The sequence below is a fragment of the Ruegeria sp. AB5 genome, from assembly GCF_056542645.1.
The window spans coordinates 128,980-149,864 of sequence record NZ_JBQGAE010000007.1 but is presented as its reverse complement, the minus strand read 5'-3'; the positions used below and the strand labels follow the sequence as shown (position 1 = coordinate 149,864).

17 protein-coding genes are annotated in these 20,885 nt (G+C 56.3%); 11 read left to right on the top strand and 6 right to left on the bottom strand.

Annotation, left to right across the window (positions count from 1 at the left end; translation table 11 throughout):
* Positions 1–69: 69 nt before the first annotated feature.
* The 3 genes from ACR0L4_RS14110 to iolD are packed head-to-tail and all read right to left on the bottom strand — an operon-like array spanning position 70 to position 3,647.
* A complete protein-coding gene (locus ACR0L4_RS14110; RefSeq protein WP_170432371.1) occupies positions 70–885 on the bottom strand; it encodes an SDR family oxidoreductase in 816 nt (271 codons plus the stop codon).
* Positions 882–1,778 carry a myo-inosose-2 dehydratase gene (gene iolE, locus ACR0L4_RS14105; protein ID WP_254436331.1) on the bottom strand — a complete coding sequence of 299 codons (897 nt, stop codon included), beginning with the start codon at positions 1,776–1,778 and terminating at the stop codon, positions 882–884. The genes ACR0L4_RS14110 and iolE overlap by 4 nt, the downstream gene beginning before the upstream one ends.
* A gap of 6 nt (positions 1,779–1,784) precedes the next feature.
* Complete coding sequence (gene iolD / locus ACR0L4_RS14100; protein WP_170432368.1) at positions 1,785–3,647, bottom strand: 3D-(3,5/4)-trihydroxycyclohexane-1,2-dione acylhydrolase (decyclizing); 1,863 nt, start codon at positions 3,645–3,647, stop codon at positions 1,785–1,787.
* Here iolD and iolG point away from each other — a divergent pair.
* The 6 genes from iolG (at position 3,634) to ACR0L4_RS14070 (ending at position 10,119) form a co-directional block, all read left to right on the top strand.
* Positions 3,634–4,761 carry an inositol 2-dehydrogenase gene (gene iolG, locus ACR0L4_RS14095; RefSeq protein ID WP_480513653.1) on the top strand — a complete coding sequence of 376 codons (1,128 nt, stop codon included), beginning with the start codon at positions 3,634–3,636 and terminating at the stop codon, positions 4,759–4,761. The two genes, iolD and iolG, sit on opposite strands and share 14 nt — an antisense overlap.
* Positions 4,762–4,764: 3 nt before the next feature.
* Positions 4,765–6,195 (top strand): NAD-dependent succinate-semialdehyde dehydrogenase, encoded by a 1,431-nt coding sequence (locus ACR0L4_RS14090; RefSeq protein WP_170686466.1) that lies wholly within the window; start codon positions 4,765–4,767, stop codon positions 6,193–6,195.
* Between the two features lie 9 nt (positions 6,196–6,204).
* Positions 6,205–7,014 carry an HpcH/HpaI aldolase family protein gene (locus ACR0L4_RS14085; RefSeq protein WP_170432363.1) on the top strand — a complete coding sequence of 270 codons (810 nt, stop codon included), beginning with the start codon at positions 6,205–6,207 and terminating at the stop codon, positions 7,012–7,014.
* On the top strand, positions 7,014–7,988 hold the full coding sequence (locus ACR0L4_RS14080) for a hydroxyacid dehydrogenase (protein ID WP_170432360.1): 975 nt from the start codon (positions 7,014–7,016) through the stop codon (positions 7,986–7,988). The genes ACR0L4_RS14085 and ACR0L4_RS14080 overlap by 1 nt, the downstream gene beginning before the upstream one ends.
* The gene (locus tag ACR0L4_RS14075) at positions 7,969–9,096 is read left to right on the top strand and encodes a Gfo/Idh/MocA family protein (protein WP_170686467.1); all 1,128 of its coding nucleotides are present in this window, start codon (positions 7,969–7,971) and stop codon (positions 9,094–9,096) included. Before ACR0L4_RS14080 ends, ACR0L4_RS14075 begins: the two co-directional genes overlap by 20 nt.
* A gap of 138 nt (positions 9,097–9,234) precedes the next feature.
* Positions 9,235–10,119 carry a MurR/RpiR family transcriptional regulator gene (locus tag ACR0L4_RS14070; RefSeq protein ID WP_254436329.1) on the top strand — a complete coding sequence of 295 codons (885 nt, stop codon included), beginning with the start codon at positions 9,235–9,237 and terminating at the stop codon, positions 10,117–10,119.
* A gap of 865 nt (positions 10,120–10,984) precedes the next feature.
* On the opposite strand, the gene ACR0L4_RS14065 is transcribed toward ACR0L4_RS14070, so the two are convergent.
* A complete protein-coding gene (locus ACR0L4_RS14065) occupies positions 10,985–11,890 on the bottom strand; it encodes a LysR family transcriptional regulator (protein ID WP_170431610.1) in 906 nt (301 codons plus the stop codon).
* A 202-nt stretch (positions 11,891–12,092) separates the two neighbouring features.
* Between ACR0L4_RS14065 and ACR0L4_RS14060 the strand changes: the two genes are divergently transcribed.
* The 5 genes from ACR0L4_RS14060 to ACR0L4_RS14040 all read left to right on the top strand — a co-directional run bounded on the left by ACR0L4_RS14060 (position 12,093) and on the right by ACR0L4_RS14040 (position 17,662).
* Positions 12,093–13,736, top strand: a complete 1,644-nt coding sequence (locus ACR0L4_RS14060; protein WP_170686468.1) for an ABC transporter substrate-binding protein — start codon at positions 12,093–12,095, stop codon at positions 13,734–13,736.
* A 137-nt stretch (positions 13,737–13,873) separates the two neighbouring features.
* On the top strand, positions 13,874–14,863 hold the full coding sequence (locus ACR0L4_RS14055) for a sterol desaturase family protein (RefSeq protein WP_170431613.1): 990 nt from the start codon (positions 13,874–13,876) through the stop codon (positions 14,861–14,863).
* Complete coding sequence (locus ACR0L4_RS14050) at positions 14,860–15,861, top strand: Ldh family oxidoreductase (protein WP_170686469.1); 1,002 nt, start codon at positions 14,860–14,862, stop codon at positions 15,859–15,861. The genes ACR0L4_RS14055 and ACR0L4_RS14050 overlap by 4 nt, the downstream gene beginning before the upstream one ends.
* Positions 15,858–16,706, top strand: coding sequence for a protein kinase family protein (locus ACR0L4_RS14045; RefSeq protein ID WP_170431617.1), 849 nt, complete (start codon positions 15,858–15,860; stop codon positions 16,704–16,706). The genes ACR0L4_RS14050 and ACR0L4_RS14045 overlap by 4 nt, the downstream gene beginning before the upstream one ends.
* Positions 16,703–17,662, top strand: coding sequence for a sugar phosphate isomerase/epimerase family protein (locus ACR0L4_RS14040; RefSeq protein WP_170431619.1), 960 nt, complete (start codon positions 16,703–16,705; stop codon positions 17,660–17,662). The genes ACR0L4_RS14045 and ACR0L4_RS14040 overlap by 4 nt, the downstream gene beginning before the upstream one ends.
* Positions 17,663–17,928: 266 nt before the next feature.
* Here ACR0L4_RS14040 and ACR0L4_RS14035 read toward each other — a convergent pair whose 3' ends face one another.
* Both ACR0L4_RS14035 and ACR0L4_RS14030 read right to left on the bottom strand, forming a co-directional pair.
* Positions 17,929–19,035: a mandelate racemase/muconate lactonizing enzyme family protein gene (locus ACR0L4_RS14035; RefSeq protein ID WP_170686470.1), complete on the bottom strand. Its 1,107-nt coding sequence runs from the start codon at positions 19,033–19,035 to the stop codon at positions 17,929–17,931.
* Positions 19,036–19,077: 42 nt separating this feature from the next.
* Positions 19,078–20,661 (bottom strand): trimethylamine methyltransferase family protein, encoded by a 1,584-nt coding sequence (locus ACR0L4_RS14030; RefSeq protein ID WP_170431623.1) that lies wholly within the window; start codon positions 20,659–20,661, stop codon positions 19,078–19,080.
* Between the last annotated feature and the right edge of the window lie 224 nt (positions 20,662–20,885).

Below are 20,885 nucleotides of genomic sequence, written 5' to 3'. Positions count from 1 at the left end.
AAACTGATTTTGGCAAACGGTCATCGGTTGCCTTGTGATCCGTATCAGGAACGGCGGAAATTCGGTTGATTACTCCTTCAGCCTTTCTGCTGGTCCTGGGGCTTGTGCATCATAGCCACCCCAGACAGATTGATCGTAGTGAATGACCGCGCCGGTCATCATCCCGGCGTCGTCCGATGCCAGAAACAAAACAGCCCGGGCTACTTCTTGCGGGTCGAGCAATCGACCGAAGGGCAGGCCAGCATTCGCCTTTTCCTCCCAGTCAGGATCACCGGATTCTTCAAGTTGAAGCTGGCGCTCGTGGTCGGAGGCCATCCAGCCAATATCGAGTTGGTTTACGTGAATACCGTTGCGCATCAACGCGTAGCCTGAGCTGCGCGTCAGCGTCGAAAGCGCCGCTTTGGACGCGCAATAGGGCGCTATGAATGGCTGACCGGCATGCGAAGAGGTTGAGCCGATATTCACGATCCGTCCGCCTTTGCCATCCTTTTCAAGCTGTTTGACAGTGTCCTGCATCAGAAAGAATGGCGCGCGAGCATTGACCGCGAACATCTGATCGAAAAGCTCAGGTGTCGTGTTTAGAAGGTTCCCGCGATCCGTCAATCCTGCCGCATTCACCAAGATATCTATAGTGCCAAAGCGCGCTACGGCTGCCGGGACAATGCGTTGCACGTCCTCGACATTCCCAAGATCTGCGGCAATCATTTCCACTGGCACACCGGTGGCCACGCTGATTTCTGCGGCCTTAGCCTCACCTTTGGCCGCGCCGCGACCCACAATTGCGACGCCCGCAGCGCCAGCCTGCGCAAAGACGCGTGCGATGGCCGCACCCAATCCCTGCGTTCCGCCTGTGATCAGGGCGATTTTTCCATCTATCCGATTCATGCGACAACCTTGTACCCGGCCGCCTTCATGACACGGGATAATTCAGCTCGGCCTTTCTTGGCCATTTCAAGCGGCGGATTAGCGACCGGGTCTTGTTCGGCTTCAATCACGAACCAACCTTCATAGCCCTTCGCGGCAAGCGCCTTGGCAATCGCTTCGAAATCAAGCGAGCCGTCACCCGGCACGGAAAACGCACCCTTGATCACCGCATCGAGAAAACTCTCACGCTCTCGGTTCAGCCCGTCCACAACATCCTTGCGGATGTCTTTTGCGTGAACGTGACTGATCCGGGAGTGATGGTTTTCAATGACGCGGAAATTGTCCCCGCCTGCAAAGGCCATATGTCCGGCGTCAAACAATAGCGGCACTGAGGAATGCTTCATGAACATGTCCAGTTCCGCCTCGGTTTCCACCGCTGCCGCCATATGGTGATGATAGCTTAGCGGCATGCCTTCCTTGGCGCACCAATCGGCAAAATCCGAAACCTTGCGACCATAGGCGTCCATCTCAGCCTCAGTCAGTTTTGGTTTTTGCGCCAGTGGCGTGTTACGCTCACCCTGAACCGAGCGCGCGGTCTCACCATAGACGATGCAAGGCGCGCCCGCGGCTTTGAAGAAGGCGTGCTGTTCGGCGATTCGGTCCTTTTCAACCTCAATATCGCCATCAAGCAAAAGACCCGAAAACCATCCGCCGCAGACCGACATCCCGTGTTTGTCCAGAACCGGCCCCAGCTCATCCATATTCATGGGAAAGCGCCGGCCGGTTTCCATACCCGTCAGGCCAGCTTCGGCAGCCTGGCGCAAACATTCGTCCAAACTCACGTCGTCCGAGAGTTCCTCAAGATCGTCGTTCCACCAGGCGATGGGGGCTATACCTAATTTGGCTTTCAGCATTCCGACTCAGACTCCAATCCGCTGTCTCTTGCGGAATTCTTCCTGGCCTTTGCGGGCCTCATTGACACTTTCGCGGGGTGACACTTCCGGAACACCCACGTACCAATCGGCCCCGCCCGGGGTCCAAGTATAGGCATCCGACTCGATGCTGATCACCGTTGTGCGATCCGTGGTTTGAGCCCAGGCAAGAGCATCTTCGAGATCGGCCAAGCTTTCCACATGGCGCGCTTCGGCACCCATTGCTTCTGCATGTTTGGCGAAATCCACATGGCGTACATTGGCCGGATTAACGACGCGGCTGTCTTTGAGAAGATTGTTGAACCCTGCGCCGCCCATCCCCGTCTGCAAACGGTTGATGACACCAAAGCCGCCATTGTCGCAGACCACGACAATCATCTTGTGTCCCGCGATGACCGACGAATGAATGTCCGAGTTCATCATCATGTAGGACCCATCGCCCACCATAACGATTGGTGTGCCCGGAGTGCCCTCAAGCGCCATGGCATGGCCCCAGCCCCCTGCAACTTCATAACCCATACAAGAATAACCAAACTCACAGTCAAAACTGTGAGGCGATTTACAACGCCAGTTCTTGATCGTTTCACCGGGCAAGCCACCCGCGGCGGTGACCATCACGTCCTCTGGCTTCGCCATCTTGTTCACGATACCGATCACCTGCGCATAGCTTGGAATTTCGGCGTTTGTGGGTGCCTGCCCCTCGTCCAGAAGATCGTTCCAGTCTTTGTACCAGGCCTGGGCCTGCGCCATCCGCTCTGCAGGGGCGGCCCAATCACCAAGCGCTGCGTCGATCTCGATAATCGATTCCAATGCATCACCCACTAACGGCACGGCGCGGTGCTTGAGCGAGTCGAACCGTGCGGCGTTCACGTTTATGAACGTCGCATCCTTCGGAAAGGTCGTCCATGACCCGGTGGTGAAATCCTGCATCCTTGTGCCAATAGCCAGAACCACGTCAGCCGATTCCGACAATTGGCGGGCTGCTTCGGTGCCCTCGATACCCATCGGGCCAACATATGCGGGGTCATCATGGCAAACCGCGCCTTTTCCGGCGATGGTTTCGGCCATGGGAATGCCACGTCTCTTGGCGAATGCAGCAACGGCTTCTTCCGCGCCGGAATAACGAACACCTCCGCCAGAAATGATCAGAGGTTTCTTGGCTGTCTTCAACACCTCGACCGCCGCAGTTACCTGATCAACTGAGGGGCGCGGACGCGGGATCGTCCAGGTTTTCTCCTCAAAAAATTCGACCGGATAGTCATAAGCCCGCTCTTGAGTATCTTGCGGGAGTCCGATGAAAGCGGGGCCGCAATCGGCTGGGTCAAGCATCGTCGCGATCGCCTGTGGCAGAGATTGGATGATCTGCGCCGGGTGCACAATCCGGTCCCAATAGCGCGAGACAGCCTTAAAGCTGTCATTCACGGTCTTCGAGGGATCGCCAAAATGTTCAACCTGTTGCAGCACGGGGTCCGGCAAACGGTTGACGTAGGTGTCTCCCGAGATCAACAGCACCGGCAATCGGTTGGCATGAGCCACGCCTGCAGCGGTCACCATATTCGTCGCGCCCGGGCCCACAGAAGTGGTGGCGATCATGATCTGGCGCCGCTTTTTGGCTTTCGCAAACGCGATGGCCGCAAGCGCCATGGATTGTTCATTCTGGCCACGCCAGGTCGGCAGCTGATCCTGAACACGCTCCAGCGCTTCCGCAAAACAGGTGACATTGCCATGGCCAAAGATGCCAAAAACACCAGCAAACAACGGCACACGTTCGCCATCAATCTCTGTGTATTGGGCACATAAGTACCGGACACAAGCCTGCGCCATCGTAAGGCGTACTGTGCTGGCGGTCATCTCGCTTTTCCTCCCTGAATGCCTGCGTTCAGCACCCACTGAATTGATTATTGACATTCAATACATCTTGCAACAATCATTGCAAGAGAAAAATGGGAGAACGAACTTGCCAAGGATTTCTGTGCTCGGCTGCGGACGTATTGGCCGCATGCACGCCAACAACATTGCATCACATCCGCGAGCAGATTTGGCCGGTGTTTTTGATGTGCACGACCCCTCTGCTGAGGAAATTTCTCAAAAGCATGGCGTTACCAAATTCGCTTCGGCCGACGAAGCTATAGTTGCCGAAGACGTCGATGCAGTACTTATCGCAACGCCAACTTCGACCCATGTGGATCTGCTCGAGGCCTGTGTGAACGCGGGCAAACCGGTTCTATGTGAAAAGCCAATCGACTTGTCCTTGCCGCGTGTAAACGCCCTTAAGGAACGAATTGCTGGCAAGGACGTGCCGATCATGCTGGGCTTTGTGCGCCGCTTCGATCCCGGCCATGCGGCCTGTCAAAAGGCGCGGGCGGAAGGTGAGATTGGCGAGCTGCATCAGGTCACCATCACCTCCCGCGATCCGGGCATGGCACCCGATGATTATATCAAAACGTCCGGCGGCATCTTCCGCGACATGACGATCCATGATCTTGACCTGGCCCGCTTCATGTTGGGTGAAGAGGTCACCGAAGTCTCTGCCACCGGATCGCGACTGGTGGACCCGGCACTGATGGATGAGTGTGACGACTTCGACACCGTTGTCGTGACGATGAAAACCGCCAGCGGTAAGCAGGCTATCATCACCAACTCGCGTGAAGCCGTCTATGGCTATGACCAGCGGGTCGAGCTCTTAGGATCCAAGGGCATGGTGATCTCTGACAATCACCATAATCACAACATGAGGAAGTTTTCTGCAACCGAGACGAACGTGTCGGCAGCATTGCAGCATTTCTTCATCGAACGCTACGGCGCGGCCTTTAACATCGAGATCGACCATTTCGTCGATGCGATCGAAACAGGCGCGCCAGTCCCCGTAGGATTTGAAGATGGCCGTTTGGCACTCCTGCTTGCAGATGCCTGTTTTATGTCCGTGGCTGAAGGCCGCGTCGTGAAAACCAGCGAGTTGGAGTGAGCTATGTACGATACTTTTGGACTTTTTCTATCTGGCGCATGGGTCAAAGGGGGAGAGACAACCGAGGTGTTCTCTCCGGTGACGGAAAAATCGCTGGGTAAGATTGCGGCGGCAACCCGAGATGATACCGCAGCGGCCATTGATGCGGCGGAAAGCGCGCTCGGAGCGCTGCGTGAAATGGGCGGGTTTGGCCGCGCTGATGCGCTGCACAAGGTGGCGGATGAGATGATCCGGCGCACCGATGAGGCGACGACGATGATCTCTACCGAGACGGGCAAGCCGATTGCTCAGGCGGGTCGCGAATGGACGCTCGCCTGCGATCAGTTCCGTTGGTACGCCGAGGAAGCGCGGCGCATTTACGGCCGTACTGTCGAAAGTCGCGTACCAGGCGGACGGTTCGATATCAGTTGCGAAGCGGTGGGAATCGTTGGTGCGTTTACCGCATGGAACTTCCCGGCGGCACTTCCCGCACGCAAATTGGCCCCCGCGCTGGCGGCAGGTTGTTCTGTTGTGCTGCGTCCTTCCTCGCAAACGCCGGGCGTGGCGATGGTTCTTGTTGATTGCCTGCGCGCTGGTGGCCTTCCTGATGGGGCAGTGAATCTCGTCACAGGCTCCACCGCCAGCACATATGGGCCAATCATGGCGGATAAACGAGTGCGCAAAGTATCCTTGACCGGGTCAACCCGTGTGGGCCAGCAAATGATCCGCGATGCCGCTGACACCGTAAAGAAGGTTTCGATGGAGCTAGGCGGGAACGCACCGCTGATCGTCTATGATGACGCCGATCTGGCAGCCGCGCTGGATGTGAGCGTTCCAACCAAATACGCCAACTGCGGCCAGGTCTGCGTGACGCCGGACCGGTTCTTTGTCCACGAAAGTTTGCACGACGCATTTGTCGATGGGTTTGTCGAACGAGCGTCCAAGATCAAAGTGGGCAACGGGCTTGATCCTGATGTGGGGATGGGCCCGCTTATCAATGATCACAGCCTCGAAACCATCGATGCGATCGTGCAAGCGGCCGTGGCCGAGGGCGCAACACTGGCCCTTGGGGGCAAGCGCGCGGCTGGTTTCAACGAAGGGCATTTCTATGTGCCTACGGTGCTGACCAACGTGACAGATTCCATGAGGGTCTTCGACGAAGAGAATTTCGGTCCGGTGGCTGCCATTACCACCTTCAAGGATGAAGACGAAGTACTGACGCGGGCGAACAACTCAACCATGGGCCTGTCAGCCTACGCTTTCACCTCCGACCCAGACCGCGCGCGACGCGCAGTTGCAACGTTGAAATCGGGCATGGTGGGGATCAATTCTTTTGCGCTGGCCGCGTCAGAGGCCCCATTTGGGGGCACAAACTTTTCAGGCATGGGGCGCGAAGGCGGCATAGAAGGCATCGCGGACTACCTCGACATCAAACTCGCCCAGATCGTGTTGTGAGGTGAGACGATGAGCGGACTAAACAAAGTCAAAAAGATGTGGGCTGCGGGGAAACCGGTGCTCCACGGTTGGTGCTCCATCGGCAACCCGTTCACCGCCGAGATCATGGCCGCGCAAGGCTATGATGCGATCTCGGTTGATATTCAGCATGGGGCGTTGGATTACTCCGCGTTTCTGCCCATGGCCCAGGCGATGCGGGCAAGCGGTGTAAGCATCGGCGCGCGTGTTCCCTGGCTTGATCCGGCGATCATCATGAAAGCTCTGGATGCAGGGGCAATGAACATCATCTGCCCGATGATCAACACGGCCGTGCAAGCCGCGGAATTTGTCAGCTACATACGCTACCCCCCCCACGGTCAGCGCAGCTTCGGGCCAACACGCGCGGGTATTGCCATGCCAGGTTATGGTCCTGCGATGAATGACGAGGTCGTGGCACTCGCCATGATTGAAACCGCCGAGGGTGTAGCAAATGTCGAGGCAATCGCCGCAACGCCGGGACTTGATGGGATTTATGTGGGGCCGGCCGATCTGACTCTGGGCACCCAGGAGGGCCGCTTGCCGCCCGGTTTCGACCGCGAAGAGCCCGAGATGATCGAACTGATCCAGCACATCGCGAATGTTTGTAAGGATGCGGGCATCAAGGCTTGCCTCCATTGCGGCACACCGGAATATGCGGTCCGCGCGATCGAATGGGGCTATAGCCTGACCACAGTTTCAGGTGATAGCCGCCTGTTGGCCGGCGCGGCTGCGGCCAGCGTGAAACGCTTCCGTGATCTCACCGGCGGCGAAATCGCCGCGACGACGAAAGGTGGCTATTGATGCCTCATGTCGTTGTCGCAGGCCCCTTGCATCCCTCTGGCCGCGCCCGTTTGGATGGGGCCAAGGGCATCACAGTCACCTATATTGACGAAACCTCGGAACAAAGCCTCGCAGCCAAGATCGCCGATGCCGATGCGGTACTTTTGCGCACACAGCCGGTTAGCGAGGCTACGGTCGCCCTTGGTCCGAAGGTCAAAATCATGTCACGCCATGGCGTGGGCTATGACGCTGTCGATGTAGAAGCATTGAATAAGCGCGGCATCGCCCTGGCGGTTTGCGGGGATGTGAACTCAACCACCGTGGCCGAGCATGTCGCCATGTTGATCCTGTCGGCCAACAGGCGTCTATTGCGGGGCGACGCATCAGTCCGCAATGGCCCATGGGAGTGGCGCAATAGGCTGGAGGCCCGTGATGCGCGCGGGCAGAATCTGTTGCTGGTGGGCTACGGGCGCATCGGTCGGCACACGGGCCGCATGATGGGTGCGTTTGGCATGAATGTGCGTGCCTATGACCCCTATCTACGAAAAGCAGGGTGGCCCGACGACGGAGCGCCAAGCGTCGCCAATCTTGAAGATGGCTTGGGTTGGGCCGACGTGGTTTCCTTCAGTCTGCCTCATACTGGCGAGCCGTTGATCGGAACAGAGCAATTTACCTCGATGCGCGATGGGGTCGTTTTGGTGAACACCGCCCGAGGCGGGCTGATTGACGAGACCGCACTGGTCGCAGCGCTTGAAAGTGGCAAAGTCGGTGCGGCAGGACTTGATGTGTTTGCAACTGAACCGATGCGGGACAATTGCGCCCTCAAGAAGTTTGATCAGGTCATCCTGTCCCCCCATATCGGCGGGCTTACGCAGGACGCAGCCGAACGTATGGCAATCTCTTCCGCCGAGAATATTCTGAACTACTTCAATGGAACAATCGACCACACGTTGATTGTGAACAGAGACCATATCAATGTCCCGCAACAAGCCTAAGCTTAAGGTCGGGCTCATTGGCACCGGGTTCATGGGTAAAACTCATGCCTTTGGCTTTGTAAACGCCGCCCGGGTTTTCGATTTGCCAATCGAGGCAGAACTGCACACCGTCGCTGATGTCAACAAACAGGCGGCACAAGCTGCCGCACACGCGTTTGGCTTTTCGGACTACACGGCGGATTGGACCGACATCATCGCCGATTCCGAGGTCGACATTGTCTCGATCACTGCACCCAATGCCCTGCACAAAGAGATGTCGCTCGCAGCGGCTGCGGCTGGGAAACACGTCTACTGTGAAAAACCCCTTGCTCCAAAGGTCATTGACGCCAATGAAATGGCCGAGGCCGCCGAAGCAGCAGGTGTTAAAACACAAGTGGGTTTCAACTATTTGTGCAACCCGATGCTTAGGCTGGCGCGCGAGATGATTGCCGCTGGCGAACTTGGTGAGATTTATGGCTATCGCGGTCTCCACGCCGAAGACTACATGACCTCTGCGACAGGCACGGCGACGTTCCGCATCGACCCCGAAGGCGGTGGGGCGCTTGCCGATCTGGGAAGCCATGCCTTGGCCACGGCCGAGTTCCTTCTTGGCCCGATCTCTGAAATCTTAGGCGATTTGGTGACAGTCCATGGCGCACGCACCGATTCAGAGGGCATTGCGCATGAAAGCACCGTCGATGACGTAGGTCGCGCAATTCTACGCTTTGCCAATGGTGCGTCAGGATCGATCGAAGGCAACTGGATAGCCACGGGGCGGAAGATGCAACACGACTTTGAGGTCTATGGCTCGAAAGGTGCGCTTGCCTTCAGCCAGCAGCGATTCAATGAGTTGCATTTTTTTTCTGCCGATGATCCCGCCGGGCGTCAGGGTTTTCGTCGGATCGAAGCTGCACTTGACCATCCGCCATATGGTCACTTTTGCATGGCCCCTGGCCACCAGATCGGCTTTAACGAACTCAAGGCCATCGAAGTGGCGGGGTTCATGTCCGCCATCAATGGCGATGGCCCAGAGCCCTTCAATTTCCGCGCGGGCTTGCGAATTCAATCATTGGTGGAGCAGATCCAAGAGTCTTCCAACAATCGCACTTGGATAGATGTGAGCCCGTGACGGTTCGCTGCACTGTCCAGACCCATCAGGAGAGCTAAGAAAATGCAAAGGTTTGCGAAAGTCTGATGTTAGAAGTTCACACCAGGAAGCAGTCGGTCGCATTGTCGACGCTACGACGGTAATTCGGAGGGTCCTAGATTGGGCGATCAAAACTTGTCAACGGGTCCCTCGGACTTTGAAACCTTTGTTCAACTGGTGCAGGAACGCTACGACAAGATGAGCAAGTCTCATCAGGCCATCGCGCTCTATTTGACGCAGAACCCAAACGAAATTGCGGTGCATTCTGTCAATGCGATTGCTGATCGCTGTGGTATTCATGCTTCTAGTTTCGTCCGATTTGCCCAAGCGATGGGGTACACCGGCTTCAAAGATCTGCAAGTCCTGTTTCAAAAGCGACTGGAGACTGCGGCACCCGGATTTGAAGCACGCGTCCGTGCGCTAGAGGATGACCTCGGAAACCGAGACGATCCCAGCGATATGGGCTTTCTGCGCGATCTGGTGGTCAGAGACATTGCGTCCCTTCAGTCCCTTATTGAGGACATTTCAGGCGATGACCTCGCGCTCGCCGCCGACCGGCTTAGCAAAGCGGAAACAGTATTCTTGATTGGGCAACTGCGATCGGCACCTGTGGTAGACTTCATAAGATACATGCTGACTATGATTGGTAAGCGATGTGTGATGCTTGATCCGAGCGGAGGCTTGGCGACCCATATGGCGCAGACAATGCAGACAGGAGACGTTCTCGTGGCGGTGTCTTTCCGTTATTACGCAAACGAAGTCGTAAAGATTGTCGAGCAGGTGCAAGAAGTTGGACACCCGATAATCGCCATCACAGATAGCAACCTCTCGCCTCTCGCCAAATCCGCCAAGCCTTTTTTTGTTGTGCCGGAGCATCGCCAGACATTTTCACGTTCCATCGCAGCCCCCATGTGTATTTCGCAAGCGCTCGTTCTGGCAACGGCCGCGCGGCTGCAAGGCGGCGACCACGATCCGAATATTCCAACGGTCACCAAAGCGAGTTGATCCTTGAAAGGTTTGTCTTCTTCCGGTGAGGCCAATTTGTAAGATACCCGCGCGGTGGCCTATCTTTCGCGTTGGGACGCAGGACTAATTCTACCACAACGACAACATACCATGTTGGGTTAGATCCGCGCGCAAAAGAATGCTGCGTCAGCGAAGATCGAAAACCCAAAGTCTGGCCTATACCGTCACTGTTGATTCGGGACTACAGCGGCGAAAGTACGGTTTCGATCCGGACGATATCAGTACCCTCGAATGACCGGAATGGAGACATTTTCCACGCCACAGCAACAGTCGTGCCGCAACCGCAAGAAGTTACTGCGTCAGCGAAGTGCCAAAATCCAATGTCGGCAAGGTCCGCGTTTTAACGGTTCATGCAGCGCGCAGCGAAGGTAAGCATTTTTTTGATACGATCATGCCCCTAGCCGAACTCGTCCCCCAATACAGGAACTTTGGGGTCCATTGCGGGACGGGGCGAAATGACACTCTAAGCGTTTTCGATAAAGCCGCCGTTCGCGCATAGTGCGGCGGATTCAACGAAAGAGCCCAATCTACCTAATGCTGCGCTTCGCATGAACAGGTGCGAAGCGCGAATTGCTGCCATAGGCAATGGCAATGACAGGTCCTTATCGGTTATTCATTGGGCCCGGCCTCGCCGCGAAACAGTGTCACCGAACCGGCCATTCCTCACAACAGCACAATTTGATCGCTGTGAGCGATGTCGAAGTGGGACACCTTACAGCTGATCGCTCCCCCGGTATTTTGTCGCGATCTGCAAATGCCTATTTACTGCAATCGTGGCCGCCAGTCTTCGTCATGTCGAATGCTCTTGTCTAGCCCAGCGACAAAGGCAGGACCGGAGGTAGGACTAAAATCTCAGTTGGCACCACTCCCGCAAATTTCCCACAATCCATTCAAGTCTATCGGCGCGGGGGCTTCCCAGCCGGTATAGGGCATTCCATTGCAAAGGGAGGCCATTTTTCGTGAGCTTTAGACAGGTCAGTTCTTTATCCTTGAGAAACGGTGTGATTGTTGTGCGGCTGAGAATGGTCAGGCCGAATTCGGCCCTGACAAGTTCAACAACCGCATCGGTCAGCCCGGCATTGAGTAACGTTCTTGGTCTCATTCCTGACGGGCGCCAAAACAAGTCTTCCTCGATGCCAGTTTCAAAAATCGAAGAATAGGTGATGAACGGATCATCCAGAAAATCGGCTGCCTCAAGATAGTCCTTCGAAGCAACCTTGTGGTTCACGTGGCAAACACCAACAAGCTCGTCTGCAAAAAGTGGCTCCACATGCACGGACGGCGACGAGATAGTCCCGGGTTCGATTCCGATGTCCACTTCTCCGTCGGCAACGCTTCGGACAGGCAGTTTCGATGTATTGGCTTCAAATTCGAATAACAGGCTCGGAAACTCTGCTTGCACTTCCTTCAAGAACCAGGGCAGCCATTTGTAAGAGCTATAGGCATAGTTGGCAATTCGCATGATCTCGGTACGATCAACATCCGGACCCGCTGACAAATTGCGCTCAACGTACTCCGCCTCACGAAGGATTGACTCAGCGGCGGCTGCCAGAAGCTCACCCGCGGTATTTAGGGCGAGCCTACGACCCACTCGTCTCGTAAGAGGTCGGCCCAGACGTCGCTCTGCCTCCGCAATCTGATGGCTGACAGCGGATTGCGTCAGGCCAAGCTCCTCCGCAGCAGCGACAGTTGTACGTTGTGTTTGGAGTGTGCGGATCACACGATAATGCCGCAGATCCAAGACCGCCATGAATTAATCTCCATCATACTTTTGGTGAATATTATTAATTTCTTTAAGACAAAGCAATTACCTACGCTCCCCAATGTTGGGGCGGTGCCGCCCGAACCAAATATCGACTGCACCAGACCGGAAGTCTCGCCTTGGAAAGATCAAGTGTTGTCGCCTTCGAAGCGAGTAATCGGCACCTGGAATGGCAACCTGGGAGGAACACATGACAGACTTCATGATGACGGATAGATCATTGCATCCGCTTGCGGAACCAACAGCCGCCAGCTTCAGGGCGGGTAAACTCAGCCGCAGAGAGTATCTGGCAAGCATGGCTGCTTTCGGGGTGACAGCTTCGGGGGCTTTGGCACTCGGGGGAATTACTGCAACCCCGGCATTTGCGCAAAGCCCGCAAAAAGGCGGCGTTATGCGGATTTCGATGTCGGTGAAAAGTTTCAAGGACCCGCGTACGTTCGACTGGGACGAAGTTGCCAATGTCGCCCGTCAGTGCAACGAGTACCTCGTGCGCTGGAACCGTGACTTCACCTTCGAGCCCTGGCTACTTGAAAGCTGGGAGACGAGCGACGATGCCAAGACTTACACTCTCAACGTTCGCAAAGGCATCAAATGGTCAAATGGCGACGAATTCAATGCAGACGACGTGATCCACAACATATCCCGCTGGTGCGAGGCGGACGTAGAAGGAAACTCGATGGCGGCCAGGATGGGTGGGCTCGTCGACACCGAAACCAAAAAGGTCCGCGATGGTTCGCTAGAAAGAATTGACGACCACACGGTCCGCGTGAACCTGCCCACTGCTGACATTTCGCTGGTCGCCGGCATGGCGGACTATCCTGCCCTTATAATGCATCGCAGTTATTCAGGCAGCGCGGATCCTTTCGAGGCACTTGCGATCACCACTGGGCCTTGTGAACTTGTTGAGTACACTGTCAGTCAAAAGGCTGAGGTGCGCCGAAAGGAGACACCATGGTGGCGCGGTGAGTTCTGGCTCGATGGTATCGAGTGGATTGACTACGGAACAGATTTTGCGTCGGAAGTCGCTGCTTTCGATGCCGGAGAGGTCGATGGAAACCACGAAACCTCGCCGGACTCCTTGCCCGCGTTCGAAAACATCGGAATTGTGAATTCCAGCATCGCAACCGCAGCGACAATCGTCATCAGGATGAATGCGGATCAACCGCCTTATGATGATGTTCGCGTCCGGCGGGCTGCACAGCTGGCTGTTGAAAACAGCATTCTGCTCGAACTGGGCATCAACGGCACTGGAGTCGTTGCCGAGAACCACCACGTGGGTTCGATGCACCCGGAATATGCCGATATCGGACCCCATGTTCGCGATGTAGAACAGGCCAATGCCTTGTTGGCAGACGCAGGTCAGTCCGAGCATGAGTTTGAAATCATCTCAGTGGATGTCGACTGGATCAAGAACACCACCGACGCGGTCGCGGCCCAACTTCGCGACGCCGGCCTCAAGGTGAAGCGGACGGTATTGCCTGGCTCAACCTTCTGGAACGACTGGGCTAAGTATCCTTTCTCGTCGACAAACTGGAACCCGAGACCACTCGGTGTTCAGGTGCTGTCACTCGCGTACCGGTCAGGCGTTCCCTGGAACGAAAGCGCCCATTCGAATCCCGAGTTCGATGCCCTTCTGGACCAGGCTTTGGCGACGCCGGATGTTGATGCCCGACGCACGATCATGGCTGAGCTGGAAACGTTGCTGCGCGAGTCCGGTGCCATCATCCAGCCCTACTGGCGGTCGTATTTCCGGTCTTACCGGGAGGGCGTTCATGGTTACGAGATGCAGCAAGGGCGGGAGCAACACCTCGATCTCGTCTGGCTCGAAAGTTGACTTGGACAGGGCGGCCAAATGGCCGCCCCATTTCCGAGTTTTTAGGTCGAAGTCGAACCGGACGGCTTGCAACAGTGCCCTCGGTGCATCACCGAAACCAGGAAACATGGGCATTCCCTTTGAAAGCAGGCTGAGCCATGTCTACAAATCAACGAAAATCTTCGACCTGGAACCACGCGCCAGAACTACCGTTGCAATCCATGCCCTACTGGTACTGGCCGCCTCGGCCATGGGCTGTTCTGCGCTGGCTTTTTGAGAATTTCTTGCAGGTCTCTGACCGGGCGCTGTTTCTGGTCTACAGCTTTGTCATCGCGTTCTGGCTGATGCCCTTTGTGCCTGCTGAGGCGGCTTTGTCGTGGGATTGGGCCACGCTGGTCTTGCTGCGGAATATGGTTGCTGTGCTTATGGTGGTTGGCGGTCTGCATATCTGGTTCTATGGAATTGACGTACAGGGCAACGTGCTGCGTTTTGATGCCCGTCCGATCACCGGTCGCAAGAATGCGCTGTTCCTCTTTGGATACCAGACATGGGACAACATGTTTCACACGCTGGTCTATGGTGTGGCGATTGCATCTGGTTTTGAGATCGCCATACGTTGGGCCTATGCCAACGGATGGACGATGCCGCTTTCATTTTCTGAAAGCCCGGTATGGTTTGTCTTGCTTTTCCCTTTGCTGACCCTGCTGCAGGGGATCCACTTCTATCTGATCCATCGCCTGATCCACTGGCCGCCACTGTACCGGCATGTGCATTCGGTGCACCACCGGAATGTCAACGTTGGCCCTTGGTCCGGACTGTCGATGCACCCGGTTGAGCATCTGTTCTACTTCAGTAGTCTTTTGAACTTTTTCGTGCTGCCCGCCCATCCCGTATACATGATGTTCCTGTTGCACTGGCAGATGTTGGGGGCACCGACCGGTCATTCCGGATACGAGGCTGTGTTTGCCAGGAACAAAGCGCGCATTTTGATTGGCGGGTTCTTTCACCAGCTTCACCACCGTTATTACGAATGCAACTATGGCAGCCCGGAATTCCCGCTCGATAAATGGTTCGGCACTTACCACGACGGAACCGAAGAGATGACGGCTGTCATCCGTGACCGCAAAAGAAGGATGCATGCGAAATGAGCGTTTTACTGTCACCCAAAGAGGCCCGCGCACTGATCTGGAATGCGTTGACCGGCAGCGGAACCGCGCCAGAGAACGCAGGGTATTTCACTGACGCCATTCTGGATACAGAACTGTCCGGATTGGAGGGCCACGGGTTCTACTGGCTGCAATATTACTGCGCCCATCTGCGCAGCGGCAAGGTGGATGGCAAGGTCATCCCGCAGATCGAGGCGCTGTCCGACACCAGCTTTCGCGTGGATGCGCTGCACGGGTTCGCCCATCCGGCGATTGAGGCCGGGTTCAAACATCTGATCCCGGCGACCAAGGCGCATGGGGTTGCGGCGATGGGCGTTCATAATTCCTATAATGCTGCAACCTTGGGATTTCACACCGGGTATCTTGCGCGCGCAGGCCTTCTGGCCATCGGTGCAACCAATGCTGTTCCTACCGTTGCGCCGGTCGGCGGCAAGACCCCGATCATCGGAACCAACCCCATTTCCTATGCAGTGCCTGCTCCGAATGGCGGGATAGCCTTTCTGGTTGATCAATCGGCAACGCAGGTGGCCTGGACCGCGGTGAAACGTGCTGCCGAAGAAGGCGAACCGATCCCCCTGGGCTGGGCGCTGGATGCGAATGGCGATCCCACAACCGACGCCGGAGCCGGGCTTGACGGATCGATGGCACCCGCGGGCGGCGTCAAAGGGTTCAGCATCGGGCTGTTGGTTGAGGTGCTGTGCGCCGCCCTTGCCGGGGGCAAGCTGGGGCCGGATCAGGGGTCATTCACCGACAATGACGGCAAGCCGATCGATAACGGCCAGTTCTTTGTGGCCTTTGAGCCGGGCAAACTGTCTGACGGCAGTTTTGATCAGACGATCACTGCGCTTGTGGCCTCCATCACCGAACAGGACGGCGCCCGTCTGCCAAATGCGCGGCGCGAGGCGAACAAGCAGCACCTTGCAAAACAGGGCATTCCGATTGACGTAGAACTCTATGAGACGCTGAAAGGTTTCGCATGACAGAGGCTGAACTGCGACGGTTCCTTTGTGAGCAAGGTCTGGCAGGCAACCGGACGGGTTTTCGGAAACTCAAGGGAGGGTATCTCAACACTGTCTGGCGTGTCGATGCGCCTGGCGTGCGCCTTGTCGCCAAAGAGTTTGCAGAGCCGATGACAGGCACCCTCTTTCCCAATTTGCCAGATGATGAAGCAGAGGCCTTGCGCCGCCTTGCTGGGCTGGACGTTGCTCCGGATTTGGTTGGGTATTGGCCTGAAGCCGCGCTGCTGGTTTACGAATTTGTCGAAGGGGACATGTGGGACGGGGATATGCCAAGCGTCGCAGAGCTGCTTTTACGCAAGGAAGCCGCCGATCCTTCCGGGTTTCGCAAAGTGCCTTTGACATCCCCGAATATCATAGCCGAGGGGGCTGCGTTTTTCGCACGCTGCCAGCACATGCCAGCTTCCGCACCGCTGCCGGCGCCCGGGGTACCCGCACTGGAAAAGCTGTCCCTTGTCCATACGGACATAGGTGTGAACCTTGTCGGCTCGAAAACGGCGCTGCGTCTGATCGACTGGCAATGCCCTGCTGCTGGTGACATCTGCGAGGACATCTATAGCTTTCTCTCACCTGCGTTTCAGATCCTTGCGGAACGTGAGGCTTTGACCAGCATAGAGGTAGATGCCTTCTGGCAAGCCTTGGCCCGCCCGGATCTTGCTGAACGATATGCCTTGCTGCGCCCGGCCTATGCCTGGCGCTTTGCGGGCTATTGCGCATGGCGGGCCGAAGTATTGACGGACGCAGAAATTTGCGCCCGGTACCGCCGCGCGCTTGGCGTAGAACTGGATTACATGAGGCAACCTGCATGATCGTTGAGACCACCATCCACAGTTTCAGCCTTTGGCATCACTTCGCGCACAAGCCCGGATTTGACGCCGTTGCCTTTTCGGATCTCGCGCGGTCAATGGGCTTTCAGGGCATCAGCCTTTCGCTGAATGATACCAGCTACCGTCATCTGGGCGGTCGCGAGACTGAGCGGATGGATCGGCTGCGCACCTATCTGACAGCCCATGGGATGAGCCTGGAGATCGACACTTCGGACACGTCACCGGGCAATATGTCCGAGATGCTGAAGGTGGCCCACCGCATGGGGGCAACGTCCTTGCGCACCTATACCCGCCATGGCGGGGAGGTGCGGGAGATGATGCAAAACACGGCTTCTGATCTGGCGGAGGTGATGCAGGAGGCGGGTGAACTGGGCGTGATCATCGTGCTGGAAAACCACGAGGATTTCACCGGGCCAGAACTGGCAGAGATTGTGGAGCGGGTGACCCACCCCAATCTGAAAATCCTCTATGATTACGGCAATTCGCAGATGGTTCTCGAGGACCCGATTGCAGCGTTGGAAGCGGTGCTGCCCCATGTCCACTCCATCCATTTCAAAGACCATGTGATGATACGCCCTGAGGACGCTGGCCAGCTCACCGTTGCGGGTGTCCCGGTGGGGGACGGGTTCCTGCCTCTTACCGAACTGACCCGCCGTTTGCTGAATCAGGGATTGCGGCGGTTCACTTTCGAAAACGTCTGGGCTTATAGCGCGCCTATTCAAGAAGGTCGCACAGCGCTGGATGGGGTAAACTTGGGCGAGGGCACATTTGCATTTCTCGACCCTCCATTCGACCCGGCTGTCGTCGTTTTACAGCAATCGGAGTTCAGCCCCGAAAAGCTCGTCGAACTTGAGAGCGACGCCCTGCACCGAGGTCACACAGCATTTCGGCAAATTCTGGGAAACCTCGGTGCAACTGGAGATTGGGTTTCCCGATGAATTCGGTGGTCGATATACAGTGTGATTGCCAAATCGGCCCGTCCTGCATGGTTCCGATTAAGCGTGTGTTCGATGCAAAATAGCATTGCTGCCGCGTTCACTTGTGAAAAATGCAATCGCACATGTATTGGAGCGCAGGCACGCTATTTTCTCATGTGTAATCTTTGAAGCCTTCAAGCAAAATCCGACCAGAACTGGTGCCAAGGTGTCGACTAGATTGACACCCGCTGGCCCGACCTAGACCTTGACGGATGTGCGCCAAAACTCTAGCCAAAGCTTGCAACAGGCTCACCGAACAGGCTTTCGTCGGGCGTGATGCCAAGTCCCACCCCTTTGGGGACCGCGAAGTAACCGCCCTCGATGGCAATGCCATTCTCAGGGTCATAATGTTGCTCAATGTAGCTTCCTGCCGTCCAGACAGCCTCTAACAGACGTGGCTCAACGGTTGCTGCGATGTGAATACAGGCAGCTGCAGCAATATCGCCACCCCAGGTGTCTTCACAGGTATGCGGGAGAGACCGCATCGCACATAGATCACGCACTGTTGCAAAGGGAGTCAGACCACCCAAACGGCTCAACTTGAGACCAAACCCGTCGCAAATCCCCATTGCGATGGCCCGAAGGACGTCGTTGGGGCTCTCCGTACTCTCGTCGAGATAGATGGGGTGAGCAACCTGTGCCCGAATAGAAGCGATCTCATCTATGGTGCTGCAGGGCTGCTCTAGAACGAATGGAATATCCTTGCAGGCCAAGCTCAACCGCAAGGTTTGGCTTGCCGTCAGGCCGCGGTTTGCATCGACAACAATTTGTGTCCTGTTGCCAACCGCCTCCCAAACTTTTCGGACGACCGCAATGTCAATGGCAACGTCCCGGCCCCCAACCTTGATCTGAAACCTTGGATAGCCTTGTGCAACTTTTTCTTTTGCCAGTCGTGTGATCTCATCAGGCTCGCCTAGACCGCTCGCATAATATGCGGGCAGCCTTTCGGCCGCCGCACCACCGAGCAGATCACAGACCCGAACCCCATAGTTCCGGGCCAGCATGTCCATAGCCGCGACATCGATTGTCGTCTTGGCGTAGTTGTGACCGTTGAGAAGACCGTCCATCCGCCGACGCAAGAGAAGTGGCGTAAGAATTGATTGCCCGATCAGATTTGGCCCCATTTCCGCAATCGCCGCGCGTGCGCCAAGTGCATGTTGCGGTTGATAAGTTGGCCCAACGGGTGCGACCTCTCCCCAACCAACCAGCCCTGTGTCGGAAACCATCTTTACGATAGTGGAATCAACCGAATGCAAAGAGTTTCCTGACCAAGTGTATGGGCCACCTTTTATCGGCAGATCTTTTTGAAAGACATGAATTTCGCTGATACGCATACGATAGTGCCTCGTTTTAGGGCTTCCGAGTTTTCGGAGAAGTCAAGATTCCGGCGGCGCACCGCCCTCGCTCGTGCGGCGCTCCACAAAGCCCCTGAGCTCTTCGGCGACCGCGTCATCCAAGCGCGGAGGTTCAAACTCGCGTAGAATGCGTTTCCAGATCTCATTGGCACGTTGAGGTGCAGATTTACTGCCTGCCTCAGTCCAGGTGCCAAAGTTGTTCCAATCTGAGACAAGCGGTTCGTAAAATGCGGTTCGGTAGCGTGACAAAGTGTGATCGCTGCCAAAAAAGTGCCCACCGGGATCAACGCTTGCTATCGCCTCAAAGTCCGTGTCGGCATCGTCAAGTTGCTGTCTTTGAAAGATCTCACCGAACATTTGTAACAGCTCCACATCCAGGACGAATTTCTCCATCGATGCAGTGAGCCCGCCCTCCAGCCAGCCAGCCGAATGCATCATGAAATTTGCCCCTCCCAACAGAGTGCCCCAGGCGGACATTGCAGTTTCGTAGACGGCTTGCGCATCCGTAGCGTTCGACGAAGTTGCGGCAGAACCACGCCAGGGGAGGCCGATATGCCGCGCCAGTTGGCCAGCCCCGAATGCGGCGGACACAAACTCAGGTGTCCCGAAGGCTGGCGACCCGGATTTCATATCGACATTTGAGGTGAAGGAACCGTAGACCACGGGCGTACCGGGCCGGACAATCTGCGCAAGCGTAATCCCCGCCAATGCCTCTGCATGCTGGAGGGCAAGCGCGCCGGGCAACGTAACTGGCGCCATGGCACCCGCCAGCGTGAAAGGCGTGATAATCAGCATCTGCCCCGCGTCCGCGAAGTCGATGATGCCCTGACACATGGGCACATCCAGTTGACGCGGGGAATTTGTGTTGATCGACGTGTAGCAGTAAGGCTTCGCCCGAAACCGTTCGCCACTTAGGCCACGCGCGATTCTTACCATCTCGAGCGCGTCACGCACCTGTGGCGCGCCACGAGAATAAATGAAAACTGGCTTCCGGCTGAGCGTCAGCTGACTTTCAGTAGTATGCAAATGCCGAAATTGAGAGGGAATATCCTGGGATTCAACGTTGGTGGTTTGTACATGGATCACATCAAAATGTTCGGATAGCCTAATAAAGTTCCGAGTATCCTCCAGCGTCCCTGTGCGCCTGCCGTGATCAAGATCGGAGACATAGGGCGGACCAATTACTGGGCAGAAAACAACGCTGTCTCCTCCCAGCGAGACATCCTTTTCCGGCGTGGCGCCGTGCAGAGTAAATTCGCTGGGTGCTGACGCGAGGGCCTGTTCCACCAATGCGCGATCAATTCGGACGATCTCCGTCGCTTCATCCACGTTCGCACCCGCCGCTGCAAACCTATTTCGAGCCTCAGCATGCAAAACGCGAATTCCCAATTCGTCGAGGACCCGCAAGGCGGTTCGGTGCAAACTCTCCAACCGGTCTTCGGAAAATGCGGGTTGCCTGATGAGGCCATTTTTCAAAGCGCAATAGTTCGAATTGCGAGCGGCTGTGCCGGAAGTGTCCGAACCAGCATTGGATCGCCCTCGCTTCCGCCGCCCTCTAGGGAGCTCTTCCTGTTGGCCCTGTTTTGCTGGTGCCTGTCGATCCATTGCGAACTACCCTGATTTTGACGCGGTACTGATGATGAGGCTACATCTTCATGACCTCCAAAGGAAATTAATAAGAATGGTCAGAAATATGAGACCCTCTCATACAATGGGAGGCGTTTGAGCCCTTAGTGTTATGCAAGTTTGGTGCTGGCAAGACGAGCATGGAACCGCCACGCAAGCATGCAGAAGAGAGACTGGATGTCGCGCAACTTGAATGTCGGCTT